Source organism: Micromonospora gifhornensis, assembly GCF_016863515.1.
Lineage (GTDB): Bacteria > Actinomycetota > Actinomycetes > Mycobacteriales > Micromonosporaceae > Micromonospora > Micromonospora gifhornensis.
On the sequence record NZ_BOPA01000011.1, the window covers coordinates 1 to 23,986 of the forward strand.

22 protein-coding genes are annotated in these 23,986 nt (G+C 70.3%); 2 read left to right on the plus strand and 20 right to left on the minus strand.

What is annotated here, in order from left to right; genetic code table 11:
• Window positions 1–1,014 precede the first annotated feature (1,014 nt).
• The 13 genes from Vgi01_RS06305 to glyA form a co-directional block, all read right to left on the minus strand.
• The gene (locus tag Vgi01_RS06305) at window positions 1,015–1,473 is read right to left on the minus strand and encodes a DUF2550 domain-containing protein (RefSeq protein ID WP_102659264.1); all 459 of its coding nucleotides are present in this window, start codon (window positions 1,471–1,473) and stop codon (window positions 1,015–1,017) included.
• A 12-nt stretch (window positions 1,474–1,485) separates the two neighbouring features.
• Window positions 1,486–1,770, minus strand: coding sequence for a F0F1 ATP synthase subunit epsilon (locus Vgi01_RS06310; protein WP_102659263.1), 285 nt, complete (start codon window positions 1,768–1,770; stop codon window positions 1,486–1,488).
• An 87-nt stretch (window positions 1,771–1,857) separates the two neighbouring features.
• On the minus strand, window positions 1,858–3,012 hold the full coding sequence (locus Vgi01_RS06315; protein WP_204290437.1) for an LCP family protein: 1,155 nt from the start codon (window positions 3,010–3,012) through the stop codon (window positions 1,858–1,860).
• Window positions 3,013–3,240: 228 nt separating this feature from the next.
• Window positions 3,241–4,677 (minus strand): F0F1 ATP synthase subunit beta, encoded by a 1,437-nt coding sequence (gene atpD, locus Vgi01_RS06320; RefSeq protein WP_204290438.1) that lies wholly within the window; start codon window positions 4,675–4,677, stop codon window positions 3,241–3,243.
• Window positions 4,677–5,615 carry a F0F1 ATP synthase subunit gamma gene (locus tag Vgi01_RS06325; RefSeq protein ID WP_043721794.1) on the minus strand — a complete coding sequence of 313 codons (939 nt, stop codon included), beginning with the start codon at window positions 5,613–5,615 and terminating at the stop codon, window positions 4,677–4,679. The genes atpD and Vgi01_RS06325 overlap by 1 nt, the downstream gene beginning before the upstream one ends.
• A gap of 9 nt (window positions 5,616–5,624) precedes the next feature.
• Window positions 5,625–7,271: a F0F1 ATP synthase subunit alpha gene (gene atpA / locus Vgi01_RS06330; protein WP_204290439.1), complete on the minus strand. Its 1,647-nt coding sequence runs from the start codon at window positions 7,269–7,271 to the stop codon at window positions 5,625–5,627.
• A 93-nt stretch (window positions 7,272–7,364) separates the two neighbouring features.
• Window positions 7,365–8,186, minus strand: coding sequence for a F0F1 ATP synthase subunit delta (locus Vgi01_RS06335; RefSeq protein ID WP_013735638.1), 822 nt, complete (start codon window positions 8,184–8,186; stop codon window positions 7,365–7,367).
• A complete protein-coding gene (locus Vgi01_RS06340) occupies window positions 8,186–8,716 on the minus strand; it encodes a F0F1 ATP synthase subunit B (RefSeq protein ID WP_013735639.1) in 531 nt (176 codons plus the stop codon). Before Vgi01_RS06340 ends, Vgi01_RS06335 begins: the two co-directional genes overlap by 1 nt.
• A gap of 31 nt (window positions 8,717–8,747) precedes the next feature.
• On the minus strand, window positions 8,748–8,969 hold the full coding sequence (gene atpE / locus Vgi01_RS06345; protein WP_013735640.1) for an ATP synthase F0 subunit C: 222 nt from the start codon (window positions 8,967–8,969) through the stop codon (window positions 8,748–8,750).
• A 95-nt stretch (window positions 8,970–9,064) separates the two neighbouring features.
• Window positions 9,065–9,886 carry a F0F1 ATP synthase subunit A gene (gene atpB, locus Vgi01_RS06350; RefSeq protein ID WP_081476197.1) on the minus strand — a complete coding sequence of 274 codons (822 nt, stop codon included), beginning with the start codon at window positions 9,884–9,886 and terminating at the stop codon, window positions 9,065–9,067.
• Window positions 9,887–10,108: a hypothetical protein gene (locus Vgi01_RS06355; RefSeq protein WP_102659259.1), complete on the minus strand. Its 222-nt coding sequence runs from the start codon at window positions 10,106–10,108 to the stop codon at window positions 9,887–9,889.
• A gap of 167 nt (window positions 10,109–10,275) precedes the next feature.
• Entirely contained in the window at window positions 10,276–10,749 is a 474-nt protein-coding gene (locus Vgi01_RS06360) for a hypothetical protein (protein ID WP_102659258.1), read from the minus strand.
• Complete coding sequence (glyA, locus tag Vgi01_RS06365; protein ID WP_204290440.1) at window positions 10,746–12,032, minus strand: serine hydroxymethyltransferase; 1,287 nt, start codon at window positions 12,030–12,032, stop codon at window positions 10,746–10,748. Before glyA ends, Vgi01_RS06360 begins: the two co-directional genes overlap by 4 nt.
• 35 nt (window positions 12,033–12,067) lie before the next feature.
• Here glyA and Vgi01_RS06370 point away from each other — a divergent pair, with 35 nt between their 5' ends.
• Entirely contained in the window at window positions 12,068–13,525 is a 1,458-nt protein-coding gene (locus Vgi01_RS06370) for an SDR family oxidoreductase (RefSeq protein ID WP_204290441.1), read from the plus strand.
• Window positions 13,526–13,603: 78 nt separating this feature from the next.
• Here Vgi01_RS06370 and Vgi01_RS06375 read toward each other — a convergent pair whose 3' ends face one another.
• From Vgi01_RS06375 to prmC, 4 genes are all read right to left on the minus strand, one after another.
• Window positions 13,604–15,715 (minus strand): transglycosylase domain-containing protein, encoded by a 2,112-nt coding sequence (locus Vgi01_RS06375; RefSeq protein ID WP_204290442.1) that lies wholly within the window; start codon window positions 15,713–15,715, stop codon window positions 13,604–13,606.
• Between the two features lie 95 nt (window positions 15,716–15,810).
• Window positions 15,811–16,422: an arsenate reductase/protein-tyrosine-phosphatase family protein gene (locus Vgi01_RS06380; protein WP_102659254.1), complete on the minus strand. Its 612-nt coding sequence runs from the start codon at window positions 16,420–16,422 to the stop codon at window positions 15,811–15,813.
• Window positions 16,423–17,067, minus strand: coding sequence for an L-threonylcarbamoyladenylate synthase (locus Vgi01_RS06385; RefSeq protein ID WP_204290520.1), 645 nt, complete (start codon window positions 17,065–17,067; stop codon window positions 16,423–16,425).
• Complete coding sequence (gene prmC, locus Vgi01_RS06390) at window positions 17,067–18,020, minus strand: peptide chain release factor N(5)-glutamine methyltransferase (RefSeq protein ID WP_204290443.1); 954 nt, start codon at window positions 18,018–18,020, stop codon at window positions 17,067–17,069. The genes Vgi01_RS06385 and prmC overlap by 1 nt, the downstream gene beginning before the upstream one ends.
• 70 nt (window positions 18,021–18,090) lie before the next feature.
• Here prmC and Vgi01_RS06395 point away from each other — a divergent pair, with 70 nt between their 5' ends.
• Window positions 18,091–19,641 (plus strand): GGDEF domain-containing protein, encoded by a 1,551-nt coding sequence (locus tag Vgi01_RS06395; RefSeq protein ID WP_102659252.1) that lies wholly within the window; start codon window positions 18,091–18,093, stop codon window positions 19,639–19,641.
• Window positions 19,642–19,665: 24 nt separating this feature from the next.
• Here the strand turns inward: Vgi01_RS06395 and prfA are convergent, their stop codons facing one another.
• The 3 genes from prfA to rho form a co-directional block, all read right to left on the minus strand.
• On the minus strand, window positions 19,666–20,754 hold the full coding sequence (gene prfA, locus Vgi01_RS06400; protein ID WP_102659251.1) for a peptide chain release factor 1: 1,089 nt from the start codon (window positions 20,752–20,754) through the stop codon (window positions 19,666–19,668).
• A 94-nt stretch (window positions 20,755–20,848) separates the two neighbouring features.
• The gene (gene rpmE, locus Vgi01_RS06405; RefSeq protein ID WP_102659250.1) at window positions 20,849–21,073 is read right to left on the minus strand and encodes a 50S ribosomal protein L31; all 225 of its coding nucleotides are present in this window, start codon (window positions 21,071–21,073) and stop codon (window positions 20,849–20,851) included.
• Window positions 21,074–21,624: 551 nt separating this feature from the next.
• Window positions 21,625–23,730, minus strand: coding sequence for a transcription termination factor Rho (gene rho / locus Vgi01_RS06410; RefSeq protein WP_204290444.1), 2,106 nt, complete (start codon window positions 23,728–23,730; stop codon window positions 21,625–21,627).
• Window positions 23,731–23,986: the final 256 nt, after the last annotated feature.

Here is a 23,986-nt window from a genome sequence, read left to right on the forward strand (position 1 = left end):
ACCGGGGGACGGGTGCATGCAAACGCCGTCAGGCGCTGAAAGAACAAGAGGGGGAAGGTTCACCGGCTCACACGCGGGGCGGGGAACCCATCGCGGGGCCCCGGGGGGACCCCTTCGCGGCGCCGGGACCATGTACAACGACCGACCACCCACCATCATTCCCGGGGGCCGGGCCAACCACGAAGCCATCTGACCTGCTCCGGGCGGTCTTCATCGGCCGGTCAGACATGTGCAACGACCCGCCGGCCACCCCCATTCCCGGAACTGGCCATCCACGTGCCGGGGGCGGCCACTCGTCGGAGCCATCTACTCGGCACCGCCGCCTTCGCCGGCCGGTCAAGGTAGGTCGTCCGTCCAACCGCCCACTGGCCGCCATCATTGCCCGGACGCCCGCACACCAGACCGGACAAACCACGCACCGGCCGCACTTCCGGCCACCGGAGGGGCGGAGGCAGACGGCAACGGCCGAGGCAAACGGCGTCGGCAGGAGGAGCTCGCACCGTTTCGCCGAAACGGCGGGGTCCAGCTCGGCGGGATACCGCCATTTCGCCGAAACGGTGTCGATCACCGCGCGGCGGGGGGCACACCCCAGCAGCCACCCCTGGCCCACTTCAACAGCAAACCACCCAAACACACCCAAAACAAACTCAAGGCCGCTCGCGGCATGGACAACCCGGTGGCCAGCACAGCCAGCACAGCCGAAGGCCAAGACAGCCCGAGGCCAGGACGACCCGAGGCCAGCACAGCCCGAGGCCAAGACGACCCATGAACAGAACGACCCGAGCCGGGACAGCCCAAGCCCAAGGCCAGGACGACCCAAGGCCAGGACGACCTGTGGCCAGGACAGCACGACAGCTGACGGCCGCGCGGGCGGTCGATCGAGGTCAGGCGACGAGCCGGCCTGCCGACGGGCCAAACGCGGCAAAACCTTCCACAGGCAGCCAGAACAAACAGGCTGAGCCCACACGTGGCCAGACAGCGCCTGACGGGCCCTTCAGGCGGTCCGGGCGGAGGTCAGGCGGCGGGCCAGTCCTGCTGAGGGGCCAGACGTGGCGAGACCGCCCCCGGAGGAGCGGCCTCGAGCCAGGAAAGGAATCCGGTAACGGTGGATCGTGCCATGGCGATCTCGACCGGAGCGTGTCGACTCGTACAGCGGAGAATGACCCAGTCCGCCGGCATGGCCAGTCGTTCCTGGCCCTCCGGCAACCGCCGTCGCTCCACGCTCAGCCCGTCGCGGGAGAGCACCCGCTTGGGGCGTACCGCGAAACTGACCATCCGGTACCAACGGAGTTCGTCGCCGACGAACCTGCCGAAGCCGGGCGACCAGCCCCGGCCGTCGAGCATCGTGGAGGTCCGGACGCTGAGCCGGATGATGCCTCCGCTTCTGGTGACCACTGCCCGCCGGATGAAGAGGAACAGAATCGCGCCGACAATCACGGCGAAGCCGATTCCGATCCCTTCCACGATCTCCATCGGCGGGTCGGCTCAGTTACCCGAAGCGGCGGAGGCCGGGCTGGCGCTCTCGGCGAGCACGGTGACGCCCTGCCCGCTCACGGAGAGGAAGCCGCCGGACACCTCGTAGGCGACCTGCTCGCCACCGGGAAGCTTGATGCGTACCTGGCCGGGCTCGGCGAGCTGGCCGAGCAGAGGCGCGTGCCCCGGCAGCACACCCAGCTCACCTTCGGTCGTCCGGGCCATGACCATCTCGGCCTTGCCGGACCAGACCTTCTCCTCTACGGCCACGAGCTGGACGTTGAGCTGCTCTGCCACGCTGTCTCCTTGCTGAGGCGGATTGGGGAAAGTCTAGTAGCGTCCCGGAGCTGTTCTTCACGCGGGTACCGAGAGCTGCACCACTCCTCAGCCCTTGTTGACCAGCTTGGGATGTTCGAGCAGGAACGGATCGAGCACTCCACGCTCCAGCGCGACGAAGAAGTCGTCCACCTCGGGCTCGAAGCGCTCGCCGATATAGCCGCCCCTGTTGTTGAAGATGCCTCCGCCCGGCAGCTTGATCATCTGGATGTTGCCGGGCCGGATGTCCTTGAGCGCCAGCGCGAAGTCGACCACGCTGTGCCCCCGACCGCTGAAGATCAGCGACTCACCGGCCGCCCGCAGCACCCGGTCCAGCTTGACCGGGTTGGTCACCACGTCGGCGCTGAACGCCTGGCCGGCCATCGCCTTGACGAACTGCTGCTGGTGCCGCTGCCGCCCGTAGTCACCGTCGGGCACGCCGTTCTCCGGGTACCGCTGGCGGACGTAGTCCAGCGCCTGCCAGCCGCTCAGGTGCTGCTTGCCCTTCGGGTAGACCGCCTGCGGGCCGATGTAGCCCTCGCCGTTGGGGTTGCCCTTGCGGTGCTTGCCGTTCGGCTCGCGGTGCTCGGAGCGGACCTCCCGCTCGATGTTCATGGTGACGCCGCCCATGGCGTCGACGATCTTCTGGAAGCCGGAGAAGTTGATGATCGCACCGGCGTCGAAGCGTTTGATCCCGGTGACGTTCTGCACGGTGGTGGCGAGCAGTTCGAAGCCGCGGGCCGCGTCGGGCTTGCCGCCGTCGGGCACCCGGCTGCCGAAGGACATCGCGTCGTTCAGCTTGGACGTGCTGCCGTTCAAGCCCGCCTTGGGGTACGCCGGGATCTCGACGTAGAGGTCGCGGGGCAGCGAGAAGAGGTACGCCCGGTCCAGTTCCTCCGGCACGTGCAGGACCATGATCGCGTCGGCCAGCGGTGCGGTCCTGTCGTTTCGCGGGTCGATGCCGACCAGCAGGATGTTGAGCGGTCCCTTGATGTCGCTCTTGCGTTCGCTGGCACCGGCCGCCTGGTCGCCGAAGAGGTCGGCCTTGCCGATGGCGCCCTCGTAGCGGGCCATCAACGCCTCGGCACCCACAAGGGACGTGCCACTGAGCATCATCAGCACCACGCCGAAGATGGTGCAGAACCTGGCCCAGACCGGGACCCCGCGCCAGATCGACGGTCGCCCACCACGCTTGCCGCGTCTGCCGGCCTTACCCACGAGCATCTCCGTTCGTCGCGTCCCCGCAGGGGATACGGGTACGCACATCCGAATGGTTGAACACGATTACCGCTCATCGGCGCATGAGCGTGGAGTAGACGGTATCTCGCGGAGGTTGTGATCGCCGACCACAGAAAACCGGGCAGCGGCGATGGTACGTGCCAAAGGTGAACGAAAGGCCGCCCCGGAGTTGTCCGGGACGGCCTTTCTCGTTCATGCGATCTGACCGAAGGGTCAGCCCTTCATCAGCTCGGCGGCCTTCTTCTCCAGGTCGTCGAGCCCACCGCACATGAAGAACGCCTGCTCGGGGAAGTGGTCGTACTCGCCCTCGCTGATCTTCCGGAACGCCTCGATGGTCTCCTTGATCGGGACCGTCGAGCCCGGCACGCCGGTGAACTGCTCCGCCGCGTAGGTGTTCTGCGACAGGAAGCGCTCGATCCGCCGGGCCCGCTGGACCGTGATCTTGTCTTCCTCGGAGAGCTCCTCGATGCCGAGGATGGCGATGATGTCCTGCAGGTCCTTGTACCGCTGGAGGATCCGCTTGACCTCGCTGGCCACCTGGAAGTGCTCCTGGCCGACGAACTCGGGCGCGAGGATCCGCGACGAGGACGCCAGCGGGTCCACCGCCGGGTAGATGCCCTTGTCGGAGATCGACCGCTCAAGGTTGGTGGTCGCGTCCAGGTGGGCGAAGGTGGTCGCCGGGGCGGGGTCGGTGTAGTCGTCCGCCGGCACGTAGATCGCCTGCATCGAGGTGATGGCCTGGCCCCGGACGGAGGTGATCCGCTCCTGGAGCTCGCCCATCTCGTCGGCCAGGGTCGGCTGGTAACCCACCGCGCTGGGCATCCGGCCCAGCAGGGTGGAGACCTCGGAACCGGCCTGGGTGAAGCGGAAGATGTTGTCGATGAAGAGCAGCACCTCCTGCTTCTTCACGTCCCGGAAGTACTCCGCCATGGTCAGCGCGGACAGAGCGACCCGCAGCCGGGTGCCCGGCGGCTCGTCCATCTGGCCGTAGACCAGCGCGGTCTTGTCGATGACGCCGGAGTCGGTCATCTCGTGGATGAGGTCGTTGCCCTCACGGGTGCGCTCACCCACGCCGGCGAAGACCGAGGTACCACCGAAGTTCTTGGCCACCCGGGTGATCATCTCCTGGATGAGCACCGTCTTGCCCACGCCGGCACCGCCGAACAGGCCGATCTTGCCACCCTTGACGTACGGGGCGAGCAGGTCGATGACCTTGATGCCGGTCTCCAGCATCTCGGTCTTCGGCTCCAGGTCCGCGAAGGCCGGGGCCTTACGGTGGATGCCCCAGTGGTCGTCAGCCTGGATGGTCTCACCCTCGGTGAGGTTGAGGCACTCGCCGATCGCGTTGAAGACGTGGCCCTTGACCGCGTCGCCGACCGGCACCCGGATCGGGAAGCCGGTGTCGCTCACCTCGGTTCCACGGACCAGACCGTCGGTGGGCTGCATCGAGATCGCGCGGACCAGGTTGTCACCCAGGTGCTGGGCGACCTCCAGGGTCAGCGTCTTCTCACCGCCGGAGAGGGTCACGTTCACGTGCAGGGCGTTGAACAGGTCCGGCATGGCGTCGCGCGGGAACTCGGCGTCGACGACCGGGCCAATGACCCGGACCACGCGACCGGTGGCCGTCTTGGTCTCTACTGGGGCAGTCATCACACTTCACTTCCCGACGCGGCCAGCGCGTTAGCGCCGCCGACGATCTCACTGATCTCCTGGGTGATCCCGGCCTGGCGGGCCGAGTTCATCTCACGCGTGTACTTGTCGATCATCTCTTCGGCGTTGTCGGTGGCGCTCTTCATCGCCCGCCGACGAGCCGCCGACTCGCTCGCCGCCGACTCCAGCAACGCCGCGTAGATCCGCGTGTTGATGTACTTCGGCAGCAACGCGTCGAGCAGTGCCTCCGGGTCCGGTTCGAAGTCGTAGTCCGGCAGTACGCCGGGCGCCGCCTCCGAGCGGGGCCGCTCCTCGACCTGGAGCGGGCCGATGATCCGGGTGACCGGGTTCTGGGTCATCAACGACTTGAACTCGGTGTAGACGATGTGCAACTCGTCCACCCCGCGTACGCCGTCGGGACCCGGGCCGCCGTCCTCGTCGTCCGCACCGGCGACGAACGCCTTGATCAGCGTCTCACCGACCTCGCGGGCGTCGGCGAAGGACGGCTGCTCCGAGAAGCCCGTCCAGTTGGCCTCGATCGGCCGGTTGCGGAAGCGGTAGAACGAGACACCCTTGCGACCGATGACGTAGAGCACCGGCTCCTTGCCGTCGGCCTGCAACCGGGCGATCAGCGACTCCGCCGTCCGGATGGCGTTGGAGCTGTAACCGCCGGCCAGACCCCGGTCGGCGGTTACCAGCAGCACGCCCGCCCGCCGCACCCGCTCGCGCGGGGTCAGCATCGGGTGGTCGATCCGCGCGTTGGACGCCAGCGCCGTGAGCACGCCGGTGATGGCGCGGGCGTACGGCAGGGACGCCTCCACCCGGGCCTGGGCCTTGGCGATCCGGCTCGTCGCCACGAGCTCCATCGCCTTGGTGATCTTCTTCATCCCCTTCGCCGAGCGAATGCGTTGACGAAGAACACGTACCTGCGCCGCCATGGCCCGACCCTAACGCTTCTCGGCCGGAGCACCGCCGCTGTAGCGGGTGACCGTCTCGTGCTCGGACTCGCCCTCCAGCGGCTCCGCCGGCGCCTCGTTGACCGTGCGCTCGTCCTCGCGGCCCAGGAAGCCCTTCTTGAACTCCGCGACCGCCGCGTCGAGGGCGGCGATGATCTCGTCGTCCCACTTGTTGTCGGCGATCGCCTGGAGGGTGGCGTTGTGCTTGCGCCGCAGGTACTCCAGGAACTGGGTCTCGAAGCGCCGCACGTCACCGACCGGGATGTCGTCCAGCTTGCCCTCGGTACCGGCCCAGACCGAGACGACCTCGTCCTGCACCGGGTACGGCGAGTAGTTCGGCTGCTTGAGCAGCTCGACCAGACGGTAACCACGGTCGAGCTGCGACCGGGATGCCTTGTCCAGGTCGGAGGCGAAGGCGGCGAAGGCCTCCAGCTCACGGAACTGGGCGAGGTTCAGCCGCAGCGAACCGGAGACCTTCTTCATCGGCTTCATCTGCGCGGCGCCACCGACCCGGGAGACCGAGGTACCGACGTTGATGGCCGGCCGGACGCCCTGGTTGAACAGGTCGGTCTCGAGGAAGATCTGACCGTCGGTGATCGAGATGACGTTGGTCGGGATGAAGGCCGAGATGTCGTTGGCCTTCGTCTCGATGATCGGCAGGCCGGTCATCGAGCCGCCGCCCATCTCGTCGGAGAGCTTCGCGCAGCGCTCCAGCAGCCGCGAGTGCAGGTAGAAGACGTCACCCGGGTACGCCTCACGGCCCGGCGGGCGACGCAGCAGCAGCGACACGGCCCGGTACGCCTCGGCCTGCTTGCTCAGGTCGTCGAAGACGATCAGAACGTGCTTGCCGCCGTACATCCAGTGCTGCCCGATGGACGAGCCGGTGTACGGGGCGAGGTACTTGAAGCCCGCCGGGTCGGACGCCGGGGAGGCGACGATGGTGGTGTACTCCATCGCGCCCGCCTCCTCCAGCTGCCCCTTGATGGAGGCGATGGTGGAGGCCTTCTGGCCGATGGCGACGTAGATGCAGCGGACCTGCTTCTTCGGGTCGCCGGTGGCCCAGTTCTCGCGCTGGTTGAGGATGGTGTCCAGGGCGACAGTGGTCTTGCCGGTCTTCCGGTCACCGATGATCAGCTGCCGCTGGCCCCGACCGATCGGGGTCATCGCGTCGATGGCCTTGATGCCGGTCTGCATCGGCTCGAAGACGGACTGCCGGGCCATCACGTTCGGAGCCTGGAGCTCCAGCTCGCGGTAGCCCTCGTCGACGATCTCGCCGAGGCCGTCGATCGGCTGGCCGAGCGCGTTGACCACGCGGCCGAGGAAGGCGTCGCCGACCGGTACGGAAAGAACCCGGCCGGTGCGCTTGACGCGCTGCCCCTCCTCAAGCCCGGAGTAGTCGCCGAGGACGACGACACCGATCTCCCGGACGTCGAGGTTCAGCGCCACGCCGAGCGTGCCGTCCTCGAACTCCAGCAGCTCGTTGGTCATGGTCGAGGGCAGGCCCTCGACGTGGGCGATGCCGTCGCCGGTGTCGGCGACGGTGCCGACCTCCTCACGGGAGACGTCGGGCGAGTAGGAGGAGACGTAGCGCTCAAGCGCGCCGCGGATCTCCTCCGTCGAGATGGTCAGCTCGGCCATCCTCTGCTTCCTTAAGTATCAGGGGCCCGGGATACCTAGTACCGACCGGTCCTCGGGTCGACTGTCGTTTCCGGGCGCTTCGCGGGGTGCTGGTCAGCGCTTCGCGAGCGCGTTACGGGTCTCGTTGAGGCGGCGCAGGATCGTCCCGTCGTACAGGTCCGAACCCACCCGGACGCTCGCTCCACCGAGGATCGCCGGGTCAACCGTAAGCTTCACGGCGACCGCGCGACCGTAGATGGCCGCGAGCCGGTCACTCAGCCGACGTTCCTCGTCCTCGCTGAGGGGTGCCGCGACGGTCACGTACGCGACCTGCCGGTCCCGCCGTTCCGCCGCCAACTCCACCAGCCGGGACAGCGCGGTGGAGAACGATCGGCCGCCGAAGCCGGCCAGGGCCGCCTCGACCAGTCGCACCGTCGCCGGGCGGGCCTTGCCCGTCAGGAGCATCCCGACCAGCTCGGCCCGTTGCGCCACCGGCGCGTTCGGGTCGGACAGGGCGTTGGACAGCTGCGGGTCTGCGGCGACCACCTGGCCGAAGCGGAACAGCTCGTCCTCGACCTCGCCCAGTTCGTCAGCCCGGTCGGCACTGCCCAGCAGGGCCTGCACGCCGAGGCGCTCGGCACCGTCGAGCAACTCCGACGGCGCCGACCACCGGCCGGCGACAAGCGTGCCGAGCAGGTCGAGCGTGTCCGCGCCGACCTTGCCGGAGAGCACCGAGGTCAGCAGCCCGGTCCGGTCCGCACCGGCACGGGCCGGGTCGGACAGTGCCCGGCGCAGCCGAACCTCCCGCCGCAGCAGGTCCGCCACGGCGAGCAGTTCGGCACCGGTGGCGGCGACCGCCGACGGCTCGGCGCGGGAGATGTACTCCTCCAACCGCGCCAGGGCGGTGGCGTAGGACTCCCGGCTGGCGGCCTGCATCAGCGGGCCCCCGCGCTCTCGAGGTCGGTGAGGAACCGCTCGACCGTGCCCTTACGACGGGCCTCGTCGGCGAGCGACTCGCCCACGATCCGGCTGGCCAGGTCGACCGCGAGGCCGCCGACCTCCGCGCGCAGCTCGCGCACGATGGTCTGCCGCTCCACGGCCAGCGACTCCCGGCCGGCGGCGATGATCCGGTCCGACTCTTCCCGGGCCTTGGCCAGGATTTCGGTACGGATCGACTCGGCGTCGGCGCGGGCGTCGTCCCGGATCTGCGCCGCCTCGGTACGCACCTCGGCGAGCTGGGCCCGGTACTGCTCCAGCAGCTGGTTCGCCTCGGCCTGAGCAGCCTCGGCACGCTTGAGGCCGCCCTCGATCGCGTCGACCCGCGCCTGGTACATCGTCTCCATGCGCGGCAGCACGAACTTCATCAGGACGAAGCAGAGCAGGGCGAACGCGATCGACCCGACGACAAGCTCCTGCCAGATCGGCACGAGCGGGTGGTGCTCCACGCCTTCAGCGGCGAGATTCATGTCAGACCTCCGGGTCGCGTCGGGCGAGGTGTCAGACTGCGAACGCGAGCACCAGGCCGAACAGGGCGAGCGCCTCGACCAGCGCGAAGCCCAGGACCAGCCAGGTGCGGTTGTAGCCGGCGGACTCCGGCTGGCGGGCGCTGGCCTGGATGTAGGCCGCGAAGACCAGGGCGACACCGATGCCGGGGCCGATGGCGGCGAGACCGTAACCGATGGTGTTGACGCTGCCCTCGATGGCGGCAATAACGTCCATTGCTGGTATTCCTCCTAGTAGACGCGTGATCCCTCACGCGTACGCGGTCGTACCGGAAGCTCTGGTCGGGCCGGGCGGCCCGCCGAAGTCTGTGGTCAGTGCTCGTCGGCGAGCGAGCTGCCGATGTAGTTGGCGGTCAGGGTGACGAAGACGTATGCCTGCAACAGCGCGACCAGCACCTCGAAGAAGGCCATCAGGATGGCCATCAGGAAGGCGGCGATCGACGAGACCTGGATGAACAGGTTGTCCGAGGCGAGCATCACGAAGCCGCCGACGGTGAACACCAGCAGGATCAGGTGGCCGGCGAACATGTTGGCGAAGAGTCGCACTGCCAGGGTGACCGGCCGGTTGATGAAGTTCTGCAGGAACTCGATCGGGATCAGCAGGAAGTGCATCGGCCACGGCACGCCCGGGATGATCAGGGTCTGCTTGAGGTAGCTACCCAGACCGTGCTTACGGACGCCGATGTAGAGGTACATCACGTAGGTGATCACAGCGAGCACGATCGGGAAGGCGATGTGCGAGTTCGGCGAGATCTGCAACCCAGGGACGATGCCGAAGAGGTTGGTCACCACGATGAAGCAGAACAACACCGTGAAGTAGGGCGCGAACCGGATGCCGTCCTTGCCCATCTGCTCGCGGGCGATGTTGTCCCGGACCAGGCCGTAGACGGACTCGGCCATCCACTGACCCTTGCTCGGCACGAGCTTCGGGTTCCGGTAGGTGGCCATGAAGAAGATGATCAGAAGCCCGACGGCCAGCCAGATCATCAGCGTGAACTTCGTGACCCACGGACCGGCGAGATCCGGCGGGTAGAAGTCTCCGACGCTGGGGGGCCAGGGAAGGCCCTCTGCGGCGACAAGCTGTCCGCTCACCGTGTCATCCTCCGCACTCGACAGACCCGCGCGTGCCGGCACTCAGGCACTGAGCCTCTTCATGATCAGGTAGATCGCTCCGGCTGCGCCGAGCATCATGCCAACGGCGATCCCGATGCCGGTCGGCAGTCCGAGGATTTCCCCCGCCAACCAGCCGAGGAATCCCCACACCACGATGCCGGCGAGCAGGTAACCAACGACGGATCCGGCTGCGCCTTCCGACGAGTGTTCGTCGGAGCTTTTGCGGTGAGGGTTGTCGGCCATGACGTGGCGAACACTATCAGCCGGGAGTTTCACGAGTGTGCGGCACCCCCCACACTGCGAGCAGCGTGCGGGCGTTGGGAGCCGGCGGGTCGAGCCTCGGGTAAGAGTACTCCTGTCCGGCCACCGGAACAGGACCACGAAACGCCCGGAGAGAACCAACCGTACGGTCAGTGGTCGACCGAACGGTCCACGGTGGGCAGCGGGGTGCGCAGCGCCCAGGTCAGGTGAGCCCCGGTCCATACCACCACGGCCGCGATGATGGCCACGCCCATATCCGGCAGTCCGGGCCAACCGGTGGCCGCGACCGCCGCCATCGCCACGCCCAGAATCACGATCTTCGTGGCGTACGTGATCAAGCCCACTGACATGATCAGCTTCGGGTGCACCGCGTCGGCCCAGGCCACCGAGAAGCTGGAGATCAGATAGCTGACGATCACCAGGGCGATGCCGGCGGCCACTCCGGCCGCGCTGGTCGGCCCGCGCAACCAGGCCGCGACGGGCACCGCGACCACCGCCAACGCGGCGCAGGCGAGCAGCGGCAGGCGCAGGTGCGGCAGCCGGGCCCGGATCGCACCCGGCTCCCCCGCCCGCGGTGCGGTCGTCGCGGCCACGCCGGGCTCACCGGCACGCGGCGCGGTCATCGGGGGTACGCCGGGAACTCGGCGACCAGCTCGGCCACGTCGGCGGCGACCCCGGCCAGTACGTCGGCCCCGCCCGGAGCCGACGGATCAGCGCGTACCGCTCGGGCTATCAACTCCGCTACCTGCCGCATCTGTGGTTCGGTCATGCCCTGGGTGGTGACGCACGGGGTGCCCACCCGGATACCGGAGGCGACCATCGGCTTGTGCGGGTCGTACGGAATGGCGTTCTTGTTCAGCGTGATGGTCGCCGCGTCGCACCGCGCCTCGGCCTCGGCCCCGGTCACCCCGGTCTCCTGGAGGTCGATCAACGCCAGGTGGGTGTCGGTGCCGCCGGAGACCGGGCGCATGCCCTCGGCGGCCAGCCCGTCGGCCAGCGCCTGAGCGTTCGCCACCACCTGGGCGGCGTAGCGCCGGTACTCCGGCTGGGCCGCCTCGTGTAGGGCGACCGCCTTGGCCGCGACGGCGTGCATCAGCGGGCCGCCCTGGGTGAACGGGAAGACCGCCTTGTCGATCCGCTCGGCCAGCGACTCCCGACAGAGGATCATCCCGCCGCGCGGTCCGCGCAGCACCTTGTGCGTGGTGGCGCAGACGACGTCGGCGTACGGCACCGGTGAGGGCACGGCCTGCCCGGCGACCAGCCCGATGAAGTGCGCCGCGTCCACCATCAGGTACGCCCCGACCTCGTCGGCGATCTCCCGGAACAGCGCGAAGTCGATCAGTCGGGGGTACGCCGTCGCGCCACAGATGATCATCTTGGGTCGGTGGGCCAGGGCGAGGTCGCGTACCTCGTCGTAGTCGATCAGCTCGGTGTCCCGCCGGACGGTGTAGCCGACCGGCTGGAACCACTTGCCGGAGAAGTTGACCCGGCTGCCGTGGGTCAGGTGCCCACCGTGCGGCAACTCCATCGCCAGCACCGTGTCCCCCGGCTGCACCAGCGCGGCGTACGCGGCCAGGTTGGCGCTCGCCCCCGAGTGCGGCTGGAGGTTGGCGTGCTCGGCGCCGAAGAGGTCCTTCGCCCGGGAGATGCCGATCTCCTCGGCCCGGTCCACCTGGGCGCAACCGCCGTAGTAACGCCGCCCCGGATAACCCTCGGCGTACTTGTTGGTCAGCGTGGAGCCCAGCGCGGCCAGCACGGCCGGCGAGGTGAGGTTCTCACTGGCGATCAGTTGCAGGCCGGTACGCAGCCGGTCGAGTTCGCCGAGCACCACCTCCGCGATCTCGGGATCGCTGGTGCTCAGTTGCTCGAAGTCCGGCCCCCAAAAGGTGCCTGTCGCGGTCTCCACAGCGCATGAGTCTATTGGGCCGCAGACTGGAAGCCGTGAGATGCCTGGTCACCGGCGCGACAGGTTACATCGGCGGACGTCTGGCGCCCCGCCTGCTGGCACAGGGGTACGACGTGCGCTGCCTGGCCCGACGGGCCGGACGGCTGCGGGACGTGCCCTGGTCCGGGCAGGTCGAGATCGTCGAGGCGGACCTGAGTCGGGCGGAGACACTGCCCGCGGCGTTCGACGGCGTCGACGTGGCGTACTACCTCGTGCACTCGCTCGGGCAGGCCGGTTTCGAGGCCACCGACAGGCAGGCCGCCACGAACTTCGCCACCGCGGCCCGGGCGGCCGGCGTACGCCGGATCGTCTATCTGGGCGGTCCGGAGCCGGCGGCGGACGACCCGGCCACCTCGGCGCACCTACGCTCGCGCAGCGAGGTGGGGCGGATCCTGCACGCCAGCGGGGTGCCGACGGTGGTGCTGCGGGCAGCGGTGATCATCGGCTCCGGCTCGACGTCGTTCGAGATGCTGCGGTACCTCACCGAGCGGCTGCCGGTGATGGTCACCCCGCGCTGGGTAGCCAACCGGATCCAGCCGATCGCGGTCCGCGACGTGCTGCACTACCTGATCGGCTGCGCCAGCCTGCCGGCCGAGGTCGACCGGGGCTTCGACATCGCAGGCCCGGACGTGCTCACCTTCGGCGAGATGATGCAGCGCTATGCCCGGGTCGCCGGGCTGCCCCGCCGGCTGCTGCTGCCGGTCCGCCCGCTGACCCCGACGCTCTCGTCGTACTGGGTGGGGTTGGTCACCCCGGTACCCAACGCGCTGGCCCGGCCGCTGGTCGCCAGCCTGATCCACGAGGCCGTCGCGCACGAGCACGACATCGCGGCGTACCTGCCGGACCCGCCGGGCGGGTTGACCGGCTTCGACGAGGCCGTCGAACTGGCCCTGGCCAAGGTCCGCGACGCCCAGGTGGAGACCTGCTGGTCCACGGCGGCCGGACCGAACGCACCGGCGGAGCCGCTGCCCAGCGACCCCGACTGGAGCGGCGGCACCGCCTACACCGACGTACGGGAGCGGGCCGTGGCGGCCTCACCGGAGGCGCTGTGGCAGGTCATCGAAGGCGTCGGTGGCGAGCACGGCTGGTACTCGTTCCCGCTGGCCTGGTCGATACGCGGCTGGCTGGACAAGCTGGTCGGCGGGGTGGGGCTGCGCCGGGGTCGACGCCACCCGCAGCACCTGAGGGTGGGCGAGGCGCTGGACTTCTGGCGGGTCGAGGAGATCGTGCCGGGCGAGTTGCTGCGACTGCGCGCCGAGATGCGGCTACCCGGCCGGGCCTGGCTGGAGCTGCGGGTCCAGCGCGGCGACGACGGTGGCGTCCGCTACCGGCAGCGCGCCGTCTTCCTGCCGCACGGTCTGGCCGGGCACGCCTACTGGGCTGCGGTGGCACCCTTCCACGCCCTGGTCTTCGGCGGCATGGCCCGCAACATCACCGGCCGCGCCGAGCGGTAAGCGCCGAGCGGTAAGGAAGGGCACCTTCTTATCGCCTTCTGTAGAGCAGGGGCCCCTTCTTAACAGTCAGGCTCAGGCTCAGTTGCCGGTGCGTTCGCCGGTGACCCGCCAGGCCGTCGTGTCGCTGGGCGGCACGAAATCGCGGACCGGCTGGTCCCGCAGGGCGAAGGCGAGGATCTCCCCCACCGAATCCACCATCGCCCGCTGCACCGCGTGACCCACCGCGTCCTGGGGATCGTCCGGGTTGGCCGCCATCGCGGCGACCGCCAACTGTGGGGTGAACGCCACCACCGTCTCCGTGGCGTACCGCTCGGAGCTGCCGGTCTTGCCGCCCACCGGCCGATTGAGCTGGCCGCGCAGTCGGGTGGCCGTGCCGCCGTCGCAGGTGTGGTACATCGACTGGTCACCGACCGGGCAACGCGCCGCGTCCACCGCCGCACGGGACACGTCCACGTCGAGCACCTGCCGGCAGTCCGGTTGCCCGGCACCGACCCGCCGTCCGGTGGCGTCGGTGATCGAGGTGATCGGAGTGGGGGCGCACCAGATCCCCTCCGCCGCCACCGTGGCGTACGCCCCGGCCAGGTCCAGCGGGGTGGTAGCAGCCACGCCGAGCGTGAACGGCCCCCAGTCACGTGCCCCGTGCCGGGCCAGCTGGGCGTCGTCGCCGGCCCGCAACACAATGCCGAGCCGTTCGGCCATCTCCACCACCCGGTCGGCACCGACCTGCTCGGTCAGCCAGGCGAAGTAGGTGTTGACCGACTGCCCGAAGGCGGTCCACATGTCGTGCTCGCCGCTCATCGACGCGCTGGCGTTCTCCGGGCACCAGTACCCGCCGCAACTGGTCTCGCCGCTGATCTGGTACCTGGTGCGAATCCGGTCCGGCGCGTCGAACACGGTGTTCAACGGCAGCCCGGCCTCCAGCGCGGCCAGCAGCGTGAAGAGTTTGAACGTGGAGCCGCCCTGATAGCCGACGATCGTGCCGCCCCCGCCGACGAGCTGGTTGACGGTGTTCGGGTGGTTCTTCTGCCCGGGCGGGTTCGCCGCCACGCTGTAGGTCCGGTTCACCGACATGGCCAGCACCCGCCCGGTGCCGGGCTGCACGACCGCGGTCGGCATCGCGTACCGGGCCTGCGCCGAGTAGACCCGACGCACCTGCTCGGTGGTGGACCGCTGCACCGCCGGGTCGAGGGTGGAGACGATGGTGAAGCCGCCCCGGCGCAGGGTGCGCTGCCGCTCGTCGACGGTGCTGCCGAACGCCCGCTGGTCGTTCCACCAGCGGGTGAACCAGTCACAGAAGAAGCCCCAGTCGTTGTGCCCCTCAGGCACCGCCGTGCAGTCGTTCGGGGTCTCGCTCGGGCGCAGGTTCAACGGCTCGGCCTGGGCGCGCTGGGCCACGTCGGGCGGGACCTGGCCGGACTCGACCAGCCGGTCCAGGACGTACCCCCGACGAGCCATCGCGCTGTCCGCGTCGCCGTGGATCGGGTCGTCGGTGTGCGGCGAGCGCACCAACCCCGCCAGCAACGCGGCCTGAGCCAGCGTCAACTCGGCCGGCGAGACCGAGAAGTAGCGCTTGCTGGCGGCGGCGACACCGTACGCGCCGGCGCCGAAGTAGGCGATGTTGAGGTACCGGGCCAGGATCTGATCCTTGGTGAGCTCCCGTTCCAGGGCGAGCGCGTACCGGATCTCCTGAACCTTGCGGGCGGTGCTCACCTCGGTGGCGGCGGCCCGCTGCGCCTCGCTGAGCCGGGGATCGTTGCTCAGTACGTTGCGCACGTACTGCATGGTCAGCGTGGAGGCACCCTGCCGGGTGGCGCCGTCGCGCCGGTTGACGGTGAAGGCCCGCAGGATGCCGCGCAGGTCGACCCCGCTGTGTTCGTGGAAACGGGCGTCCTCGGCGGCGATGATCGCCTGGCGCATCACCGGCGCCACCTCGTCCAACGGCACGTCCACCCGGTCCTCCTGGTAGAAGGAGGTGATCAGGGTGGTGCCGTCGTTGGCGTACAGGTTGGACCGTTGGGCGGTCGGCGGCGTGCGCAGTGTGTTGGGCAGATCCGCGTACGGCGCGGAGAGCGCCGAGAGACCAACGCCGTACACCAGCGCGGCGGGCAGCGCCGCCACCGCCAGCGCCAGTCCGGCCAGAGCGCCGGCCAACAGGACGGTGAACACTTTCGGCAGCAACGCCCGGGTCATCAGCTCTCCCCGCAGGAGCCGTCAGGACCCTCTCAGAATGGCGCTTTTCACCACGTACGCCGCCCTTTCCCCCGAATACGGAGGAAATTCACCGATCAGGGCAGCAATGCCGCCGCGAGCGGATGAACGGTCTCCTCGATCTCGTCGGCTACCCGGGTGAAGCACTGGTCACCACGGCCCCACGGATCGTCGAGGTCGTCGCCGGGCAGCAGCGCGCCGCCCTGACGGGCCGCGTGTGCCGCCTCGACAAGTGCCACCCCGCGGGCGTGCACCGCCTCCGGCGTCGCCTCGGCCGCCGGCAACGTCGCCGGATCCACCGTGGCGAGCATCCGGCCGAACTCGCCGAGCACGAAGGTGCGCGACGCGGCGTCCGGGCGCAGCGCCACCACGTACTCCTGCTGGTCGGCGGTGGCGGTCAACACCAGGTCCGCCGCGTCGATGTGATCCGAGCGCAGCTTCCGGGCGGCGAACCCGGCGGTGCTGCCACCCCGGTTGACCACCTGCCGCGCGGCCGGCGGGTTCATCTCCTCGCCGGCGTGCCAGCCGCCCGTGCCGGCACTGTGACTGTGCAGGACCTCGTCGGCGCGGGCCGGGTCGACGTCACGCCGGACCAACCGCTCCCGTACGGCGACGACGAGCAGCCGCTCCGCCATCGGCGAGCGGCAGATGTTGCCCATGCAGACGTGCAGGACGGTGAACGGGGGCATCTACGCCACCTGACTCTCGCGCAGCTCCGGCACCACTTCGCGGAGCTTGGCCAGCCCGATGCCACCCTCCCGGACGAGCACCGGCACGTCACCTGTGAGATCCACGATCGTGCTGGGCACCGGATCCACGGCCGGTCCCGCCTCCAGGTACGCCCGCACCGAGTACCCGAGCTGGTCACGCGCCTCGTCGGCGGTGAGCGCGGGCTGCTGGCCGAACTTGTTGGCCGACGCGACCGCCATCGGGCCCGTCTCGCGCAGCACCTCCAACGCCACCGGATGCAACGGCATCCGCACCGCCACCACCCCGCTGTCGTCGCCGAGATCCCAGCGCAGGCTCGCCGAGTGCTGCACCAGAATCGTCAACGCGCCCGGCCAGAACGCCTCCACCAGGTCTCGCGCCGCGGCCGGCAGCGAGAAGACCAGGCCGTCGAGGGTGTGCCGGGAACCGATCAGCACCGGCGGCGGCGAGTGCGGGGCATCCTTGGCGTCCAGCAGGGCCCTGACCGCGTACGGGGTGAAGGCGTCCGCGCCGATCCCGTAGACCGTGTCGGTCGGCAGGACCACCAACTCGCCGTTGCGGACCGCCTCGATGGCCGCAGCGATGCCGCGGTCCCGGTCGGCCGTTGACCGGCAGTCGTAGAGCATCACGAGGAGTCAGTCTGCCACGTGTCGACCGGACCGGCTGCCGGGTGGTCCGCACGGCGGGACGCGGTGGCGAACCGGGCCCGCCCGGCGAGATCCCGGTGCGCGCTGATCGCGGTGTAGCGACCGTCCTCGGCAAGCAGTTCGGGCACCGCCGCGCCGTGCGTGTCGTCGTGTTCCACGCCGAGCTGACCACCCGGCCGCAGCAGCGTCGCCGCCCGGTCGATCACCGGACGGATGACGGCCAGGCCGTCCGCCCCGGCGAACACCGCCTCCGCCGGGTCGTGCCCGGCCACCTCCGGGGGTACGGCCACCGCCTGCGGCACGTACGGCGGGTTGCACAACAGCACGTCGACCTGACCGACCAGCCCGGCCAGCAGGTCGGGGTCGGTGACGTCCGCCTCGACCACCTCGATCGGCCGGTCCCCCGCCGCAGCCCGGTCGGCGGCGTTGCGCCGCAGCCAGGCCAGCGCGGCCGACGAACGCTCGACCGCGACCACCCGGGCGTCCGGCACCTCCTGGGCCACCGACAGCGCGATCGCCCCGGACCCGCTGCACAGGTCCACCACCAACGGCCGGGGCCGGCCCGCCCGACGGGCCTGCTCGATCCCCCAGCCGGCGAGCAGTTCGGTCTCCGGGCGCGGGACGAAGACACCCGGCCCGACCGCCAGCTCCAGATGCCGGAAAGCGGCGTCACCGGTGAGGTGTTGCAGCGGCTCCCGCCGCGCCCGCCGACCCACAAGCGCTCGGTAACGGTCCAGTTGCTCGTCGGTGAAACCGTCGGCGATGGCCAACCGACCCCGCGGCACCCCGAGCACGTACGCGGCCAGCAGTTCCGCCTCCACCCGGGCCGAGGTCACCCCGGCGGCGAGCAGTTCCCGGGCCGCGACGGCCACCAGCGGAGACGGGCGGTGTCGTCTCGTACCTTCGGACGGGTATTGCGGCTCGGTGGTCACGCCATAATCATGAATCGTCGCGGTGCACGTGCAAAAGCAGGTGCAGCGGCGCACCGACAGGAGGTCGCGGGTGGGCTGGCTCGACCGGGTCGACGACCAGGTTGACGCCCTGAGAAAGGCGCGGGCGCTCCAAGAGGTGAGCCGCTCCACAGAGGCGTACGCGATCCTGGAGCAGGTGCTGCGTACCACAAGTGCTCCCCACGCCCGTGCCGATGCGCTGGTGCAGCGCCTCTCCGCGCTGATCAACCTGGGCCGCACGGCCGAGTACACCCGGGCCATCGAAGAGGCGTCCGCCGCGGTACGCGATCTCGCCGAGCCCTACCTGCACGGGCACCTCAACGCGCTGGCCGCGCTCGCCGCGCACCACCAGGGCGCGCTGGACCGCTGCGTCACCCACCTGGTGCGATCCGCCCGCGCGTTGGGAGCGGTGGACGACCCGGATCGGGACACCGCCTGGGGCTGGCACGACCTGGCGATGGCCTACTCCTACCTGAGCTTCCACGGCTACGCCCTCGGTGCGATCGAACGGGCCCGGCAACTCGGTAACGCCGCCGGCATCCCGGAGGAAACGTTCGCCGCCCCGGGCATCCGGCTGCGCAACGCGGTGGCCCTCGACCACACCGGTGACGGTGACGGTTGCCTGCGGGTACTGCGGGACATCGCCACCGACCTCGACCGGTTCATCGCCACCGGCACCGCCGACCGGCTGCGTCCCAGCAGCCTCGCCGCCTACGGCTACGCCGGGGCCCGGCGAGCCGCCCTCGGCGACGTCGTCGAGACCGTCCGCGGCGCCGACCCGGCCCGACTGCTCGGGCACGGGGCGGACAGCGCCCGCGCCCGCGACATGCGCCAACTCGGCCAGGTCTGTCTGGCCATCGCCGACGGTCGGCCGATCGAGGCGGTCACCCGGCTGGGCAGCGTGCAGGTCTCCGCCGAGACCCTCGGCGCCGCCGAGCCGGCCCGGCTGCGCAGCATCGCGCTGGGTCGGGCCGGCGACCATGCGGGGGCGCACCGGGCCGACCGGTTGGCCTTCCGACTCGCCGCCCAGCGTCACGACCGGCTGCGCGACGTCTACATCGACGGCATCGCGGCCCGCATCGATCATGAGGAGATGCGCCGCGAGGCGGCCCGTTTCGAAGGTGAGGCGCTTACCGACCCGCTGACCGGGCTGCCGAACCGCCGCCGGCTGGAGCGCTACATCGCGGCAGTGGTCGCCCGGGGCGAGCGGGTCGTGATCGGCGTCTGCGACCTGGACGGCTTCAAGGCCGTCAACACCCGGCACGGGCACCACTCGGGGGACCTGGTCCTCCAGCGGATCGCCGGGGTGATCAACCGGGTGATGCGTCGGGGTGACTTCGTGGCCCGCTACGGCGGCGACGAGTTCGTGGTCGTGCTGCCGGGCGCCGGGATGACCGAGGCCGCCGAGGTGGCCCGGCGCATCGACGCCGCCATCCGCACCGAGGACTGGGAGTCGCTGGTGCCCGGCACCCCGGTCGGGGTCAGCATCGGGTTCTCCGAGGTCGCTCCGGGTGGTCCGGGGCAGCGCGACGCCCTCGGCGCCGCCTTCGAGGCGGCCGACCGGGAGATGCTGCGGGCCAAGGATCGCCCCCGCAGCGCCTGAGTGGGCTGGGCAGCCTGAGCAGGCTCAGCGGCGGGCGAGTTCCGGATCGCCGGCCAGCCGGGCGGCCCGGTCGGCCTCGCTGAGCGCGTCCAGCACGCCGTCGAGTTCGCCGGCGAGCGCCAGGTCGAGGTTGTACGCCGTGTAGCCGATCCGGTGATCGGTGATCCGGTTCTGCGGGAAGTTGTAGGTGCGGATGCGCTCCGACCGGTCGACCGTGCGCACCTGTGCCTTGCGCGCGTCCGAGGCGGCCGCGTCGGCCTGCTCCTGGGCGGCGGCGAGCAACCGGGCCCGCAGGATCCGCATCGCCTGTTCCCGGTTCTGCAACTGGGACTTCTCGTTCTGGCAGGACACCACGATGCCGGTGGGCAGGTGGGTGATGCGCACCGCCGAGTCGGTGGTGTTCACCGACTGGCCGCCGGGCCCGGACGAGCGGAACACGTCGATCCGCAGTTCGTTGGGGTCGATGGTGACGTCGACGTCCTCGGCCTCCGGCAGCACCAGCACCCCGGCGGCACTTGTGTGGATGCGGCCCTGCGACTCGGTGACCGGCACCCGCTGCACCCGGTGGACGCCGCCCTCCCACTTGAGCCGGGACCACACGCCGTTGCCGCCCTCGGGAACACCCTTGGTCTTGATGGCCAGCGAGACGTCCTTGACCCCACCGAGGTCGGAGTCCTGGGCGTCGATCACCTCGGTGAGCCAGCCACGTCGCTCGGCGTACCGGGTGTACATCCGCAGCAGATCGCCGGCGAACAGGGCCGACTCCTCGCCGCCCTCGCCGGCCTTGATCTCGACGATGACGTCCTTGGCGTCGTGCGGATCGCGCGGAATCAGCAGTTCGGCCAGCCGTTCCTCGATCGCGGGCAGCTCCGCGGCGAGCGTCTCCGCCTCGGCCGCGAAGGACGGGTCCTCGGCGGCCAACTCCCGCGCCGCGGCCAGATCCGCCCGGGCCTGTTCCAGCTCCGCGGCGGCCTTGTTCAGCGGGACCAGCTCGGCGTACCGCCGGCCGACCCGCCGGGCGGTGCCCTGGTCGGCGTGGATGGCCGGGTCGGCCAGTCGCTTCTCCAGCTCGGCGTACTCGTCGAGGAGCCGGGCCAGGCGCTCGCTGCTCATGCGGGGCATCGCTCCTTCGACGGCGGCTACGGGTGGGAACAGACGGACGACGCCCGCGTCCGGCGGGAACCGGACGCGGGCGTCGGACCAGGAGCTACTTGGCCTTCTTGGCCTGAACCTTGGCGTACTTCTGCTGGAACTTCGCGACCCGACCAGCGGTGTCCAGGACGCGCTGCTTGCCGGTGTAGAACGGGTGGCAGGCGCTGCAGGTCTCGACGTGGATCGAGCCGCCCTTGGCGGTGCTGCGGGTGGTGAAGGTGTTGCCGCAGGAGCAGGTGACGTCGGTGCTCACGTACTCCGGGTGGATGTTCTGCTTCATGTCGCCTCGGTCCTCTCGTCGTGGTCGCCGGGTCGCCCTGGCGCGCCGCTGCGCGCCGATCAAGGGGCGTGAACCGGAACCGGTGGCCGATTGACCAGTCTGCCATGGCCCTCGCCGGGCCCCGGAATCGGGCCACACCAGCTGGTCGCCGGTAGCAACATCGGGCCGTCCGTAGGCATTCCCGCCCCCCGCCGGCAGCATTCCTCCGCCCGCCGCATCCATCCCGACGACCCCGTCCCGGCGGCTCCACCCCTCCCGCCGTCCCCCAGCCACGCACCGCTCGGCGGAGATACCCCCCTCCTTGCCCCCTTTGCTCTGCTCCAACCGGCGCATCATTTTCGACCGGTTTCCGGTGCGTGGGGTGAAGCAGAGCAAAGGGGCCAGAACCCAGGTGTACGACCGGCGTCCGGAGATGCCCGCTGGCGCGATCGGGATGCCGACGCGGACCCGGATGCCGACGCGGACCGGGGTGCCGACGCGGGCCGGGGCGGCTGTGCGAAAGGGGCGCGGCCGATTGGCCGCGCCCCTTTCGTCGATCTTCGTCGGTGGAACTACTCCCCCGGCGTCGACTTCGCGATCTGCATCAGGAACTCGATGTTCGTGCGGGACTGCTTGAGCCGGTCCAGCAGGAGGTCCAGCGACGCCTGCGAGTCCAGCGAGTGCAGCACCTTGCGGAGCTTGTGGATGATCGCCAGCTCCTCCGGCGCGAGCAGGATCTCCTCCTTGCGGGTACCGGAGGCGCTGACGTCCACGGCCGGGAAGGTCCGCTTGTCGGCGATCTTCCGGTCCAGCTTCAGCTCCGCGTTACCGGTGCCCTTGAACTCCTCGAAGATGACCGTGTCCGCCATCGAACCGGTCTCCACCAGCGCGGTGGCGAGGATGGTCAGCGAGCCGCCGTTCTCGATGTTGCGAGCCGCACCGAGGAAGCGCTTCGGCGGGTACAGCGCGGTGGAGTCGATACCACCCGACATGATCCGGCCGCTGGCCGGCGCCGCCAGGTTGTACGACCGACCGAGCCGGGTCACCGAGTCGAGCAGTACGACCACGTCGTGGCCCAGCTCGACCAGGCGCTTGGCCCGCTCGATCGCCAGCTCGGCGACCGTGGTGTGGTCCTGCGGCGGACGGTCGAACGTGGCCGCGATGACCTCGCCCTTCACCGAACGCTGCATGTCGGTGACCTCTTCGGGCCGCTCGTCGACCAGCACCACCATCAGGTGGCACTCCGGGTTGTTGTGCGTGATCGCGTTCGCGATCGCCTGGAGCACCATGGTCTTACCGGCCTTCGGCGGCGAGACGATCAGCGCCCGCTGCCCCTTGCCGATCGGCATGACCAGGTCGATGACCCGGGTGGTGAGGATGTGCGGCTCGGTCTCCAGCCGCAGTCGCTCCTGCGGGTAGAGCGGGGTGAGCTTGTAGAACTCCGGCCGCCGCTTGGCCTCGTCCGGCTCCATCCCGTTGATGGTGTCCAGCCGGACCAGGGGGTTGTACTTGTCGCGACGCTGCTCGCCGTCCCGGGCCGCCCGCACCGCACCGGTGATCGCGTCACCGCGCCGCAGGCCGTACTTCTTGATCTGGGACATCGACACGTACACGTCGTTCGCGCCGGCCAGGTAGCCGGTGGTCCGGACGAAGGCGTAGTTGTCGAGCACGTCGACGATGCCGGCCACCGGCACGAGTACGTCGTCCTCGCCGACCTGCGGCTCACGGCCGCCCTCACGGCCGCCCTCGCCGCCGGAATCGCCGCGCTCGTTACGGCCCCGCCGACGGTCCCGGAAGCGGCTACGCCGACTGCGCCGGCCGCCGTTCTCGTCATCGTCGTCGGTGTTGTTGTCCCGCTCGGTACGCTGCCCGCGCTCGCCACGATCCCCGCGCTCACCACGGTCGCCGCGCTCCGTACGCTCACCGCGCTCGGCGGCACGATCCCCGCGCTCAGCACGCTCGCCGCGCTCGGCAGCACGCTCAGCACGATCCCCGCGCTCAGCACGGTCGCCGCGCTCAGCACGGTCCCCGCGCTCAGCACGCTCACCGCGCTCAGCACGCTCACCGCGCTCGGCAGCCCGCTCAGCACGATCCCCGCGCTCGGCAGCCCGCTCGGCACGGTCACCGCGCTCGGCGGCACGGTCACCGCTGCGGTCGGCCGTACGCTCGGCACGCTCCGCAGTACGCTCACCGCCACGCTCGGCGGCGGCGCGGCCGGACCGGCCCTCGCTCCGCTCGCCGGTCTCGGCGGCGGCTTCCTCGGCCCGCGGCTCCGCCACAGCGGTGGCCCGCGTGCGCCGGGTCCGGGTACGGCCCTCGGTCTCCACGCTCGCCGCTGGTTGCTCGGCGGCGCGGCGCCCGGCCTCCGGCCGCTCAGCCGTCTCGCGTACCTCGGCGTGGACCTCTTCGCGAGCGGGCGCAGCGGCCGCCGCCACCTCGGCCCGTGGTCGAGGGGCGCCCGCGGCGCTGCCCTGCCGCTCGGTGATCGCGCTGATCAGCTCGCCTTTGCGCATGCGAGCTGTCCCCGAGATGCCGAGCGACGCAGCCAGGCTCTGGAGCTCCGGCAGCAGCATCGCCGACAAGCCGGTGCCGCTGCGCCGGCGGCGGGCAGGAGCAGCGGTGGTGGCATCGCCAGCGACGTTGGAAACATCCGACGTCACGTCGGTGGTGTCGCTCAATGGATTCCTTCCCTCGATAGGCCGGGACTGCCCGGAATCGAACTACAGGTGGCCGGGCGGCCTCGGTGCACCCGCCTCGCATGACGCTTTGCGGGAGTCTGTGACACAGCAGCCGGTCGGTCGCCCGACCCACCATGAAAGCGGCGAGCGGGGCTTCGCCGTCTGCGGCGACCAGTGAAGACTGCGGTGCGGCGTGGCCTAGGCAGGGGTGACGGGCTTACCGCCGAAAGCTTCGGGGGTGCGCCGACCCGCAGGA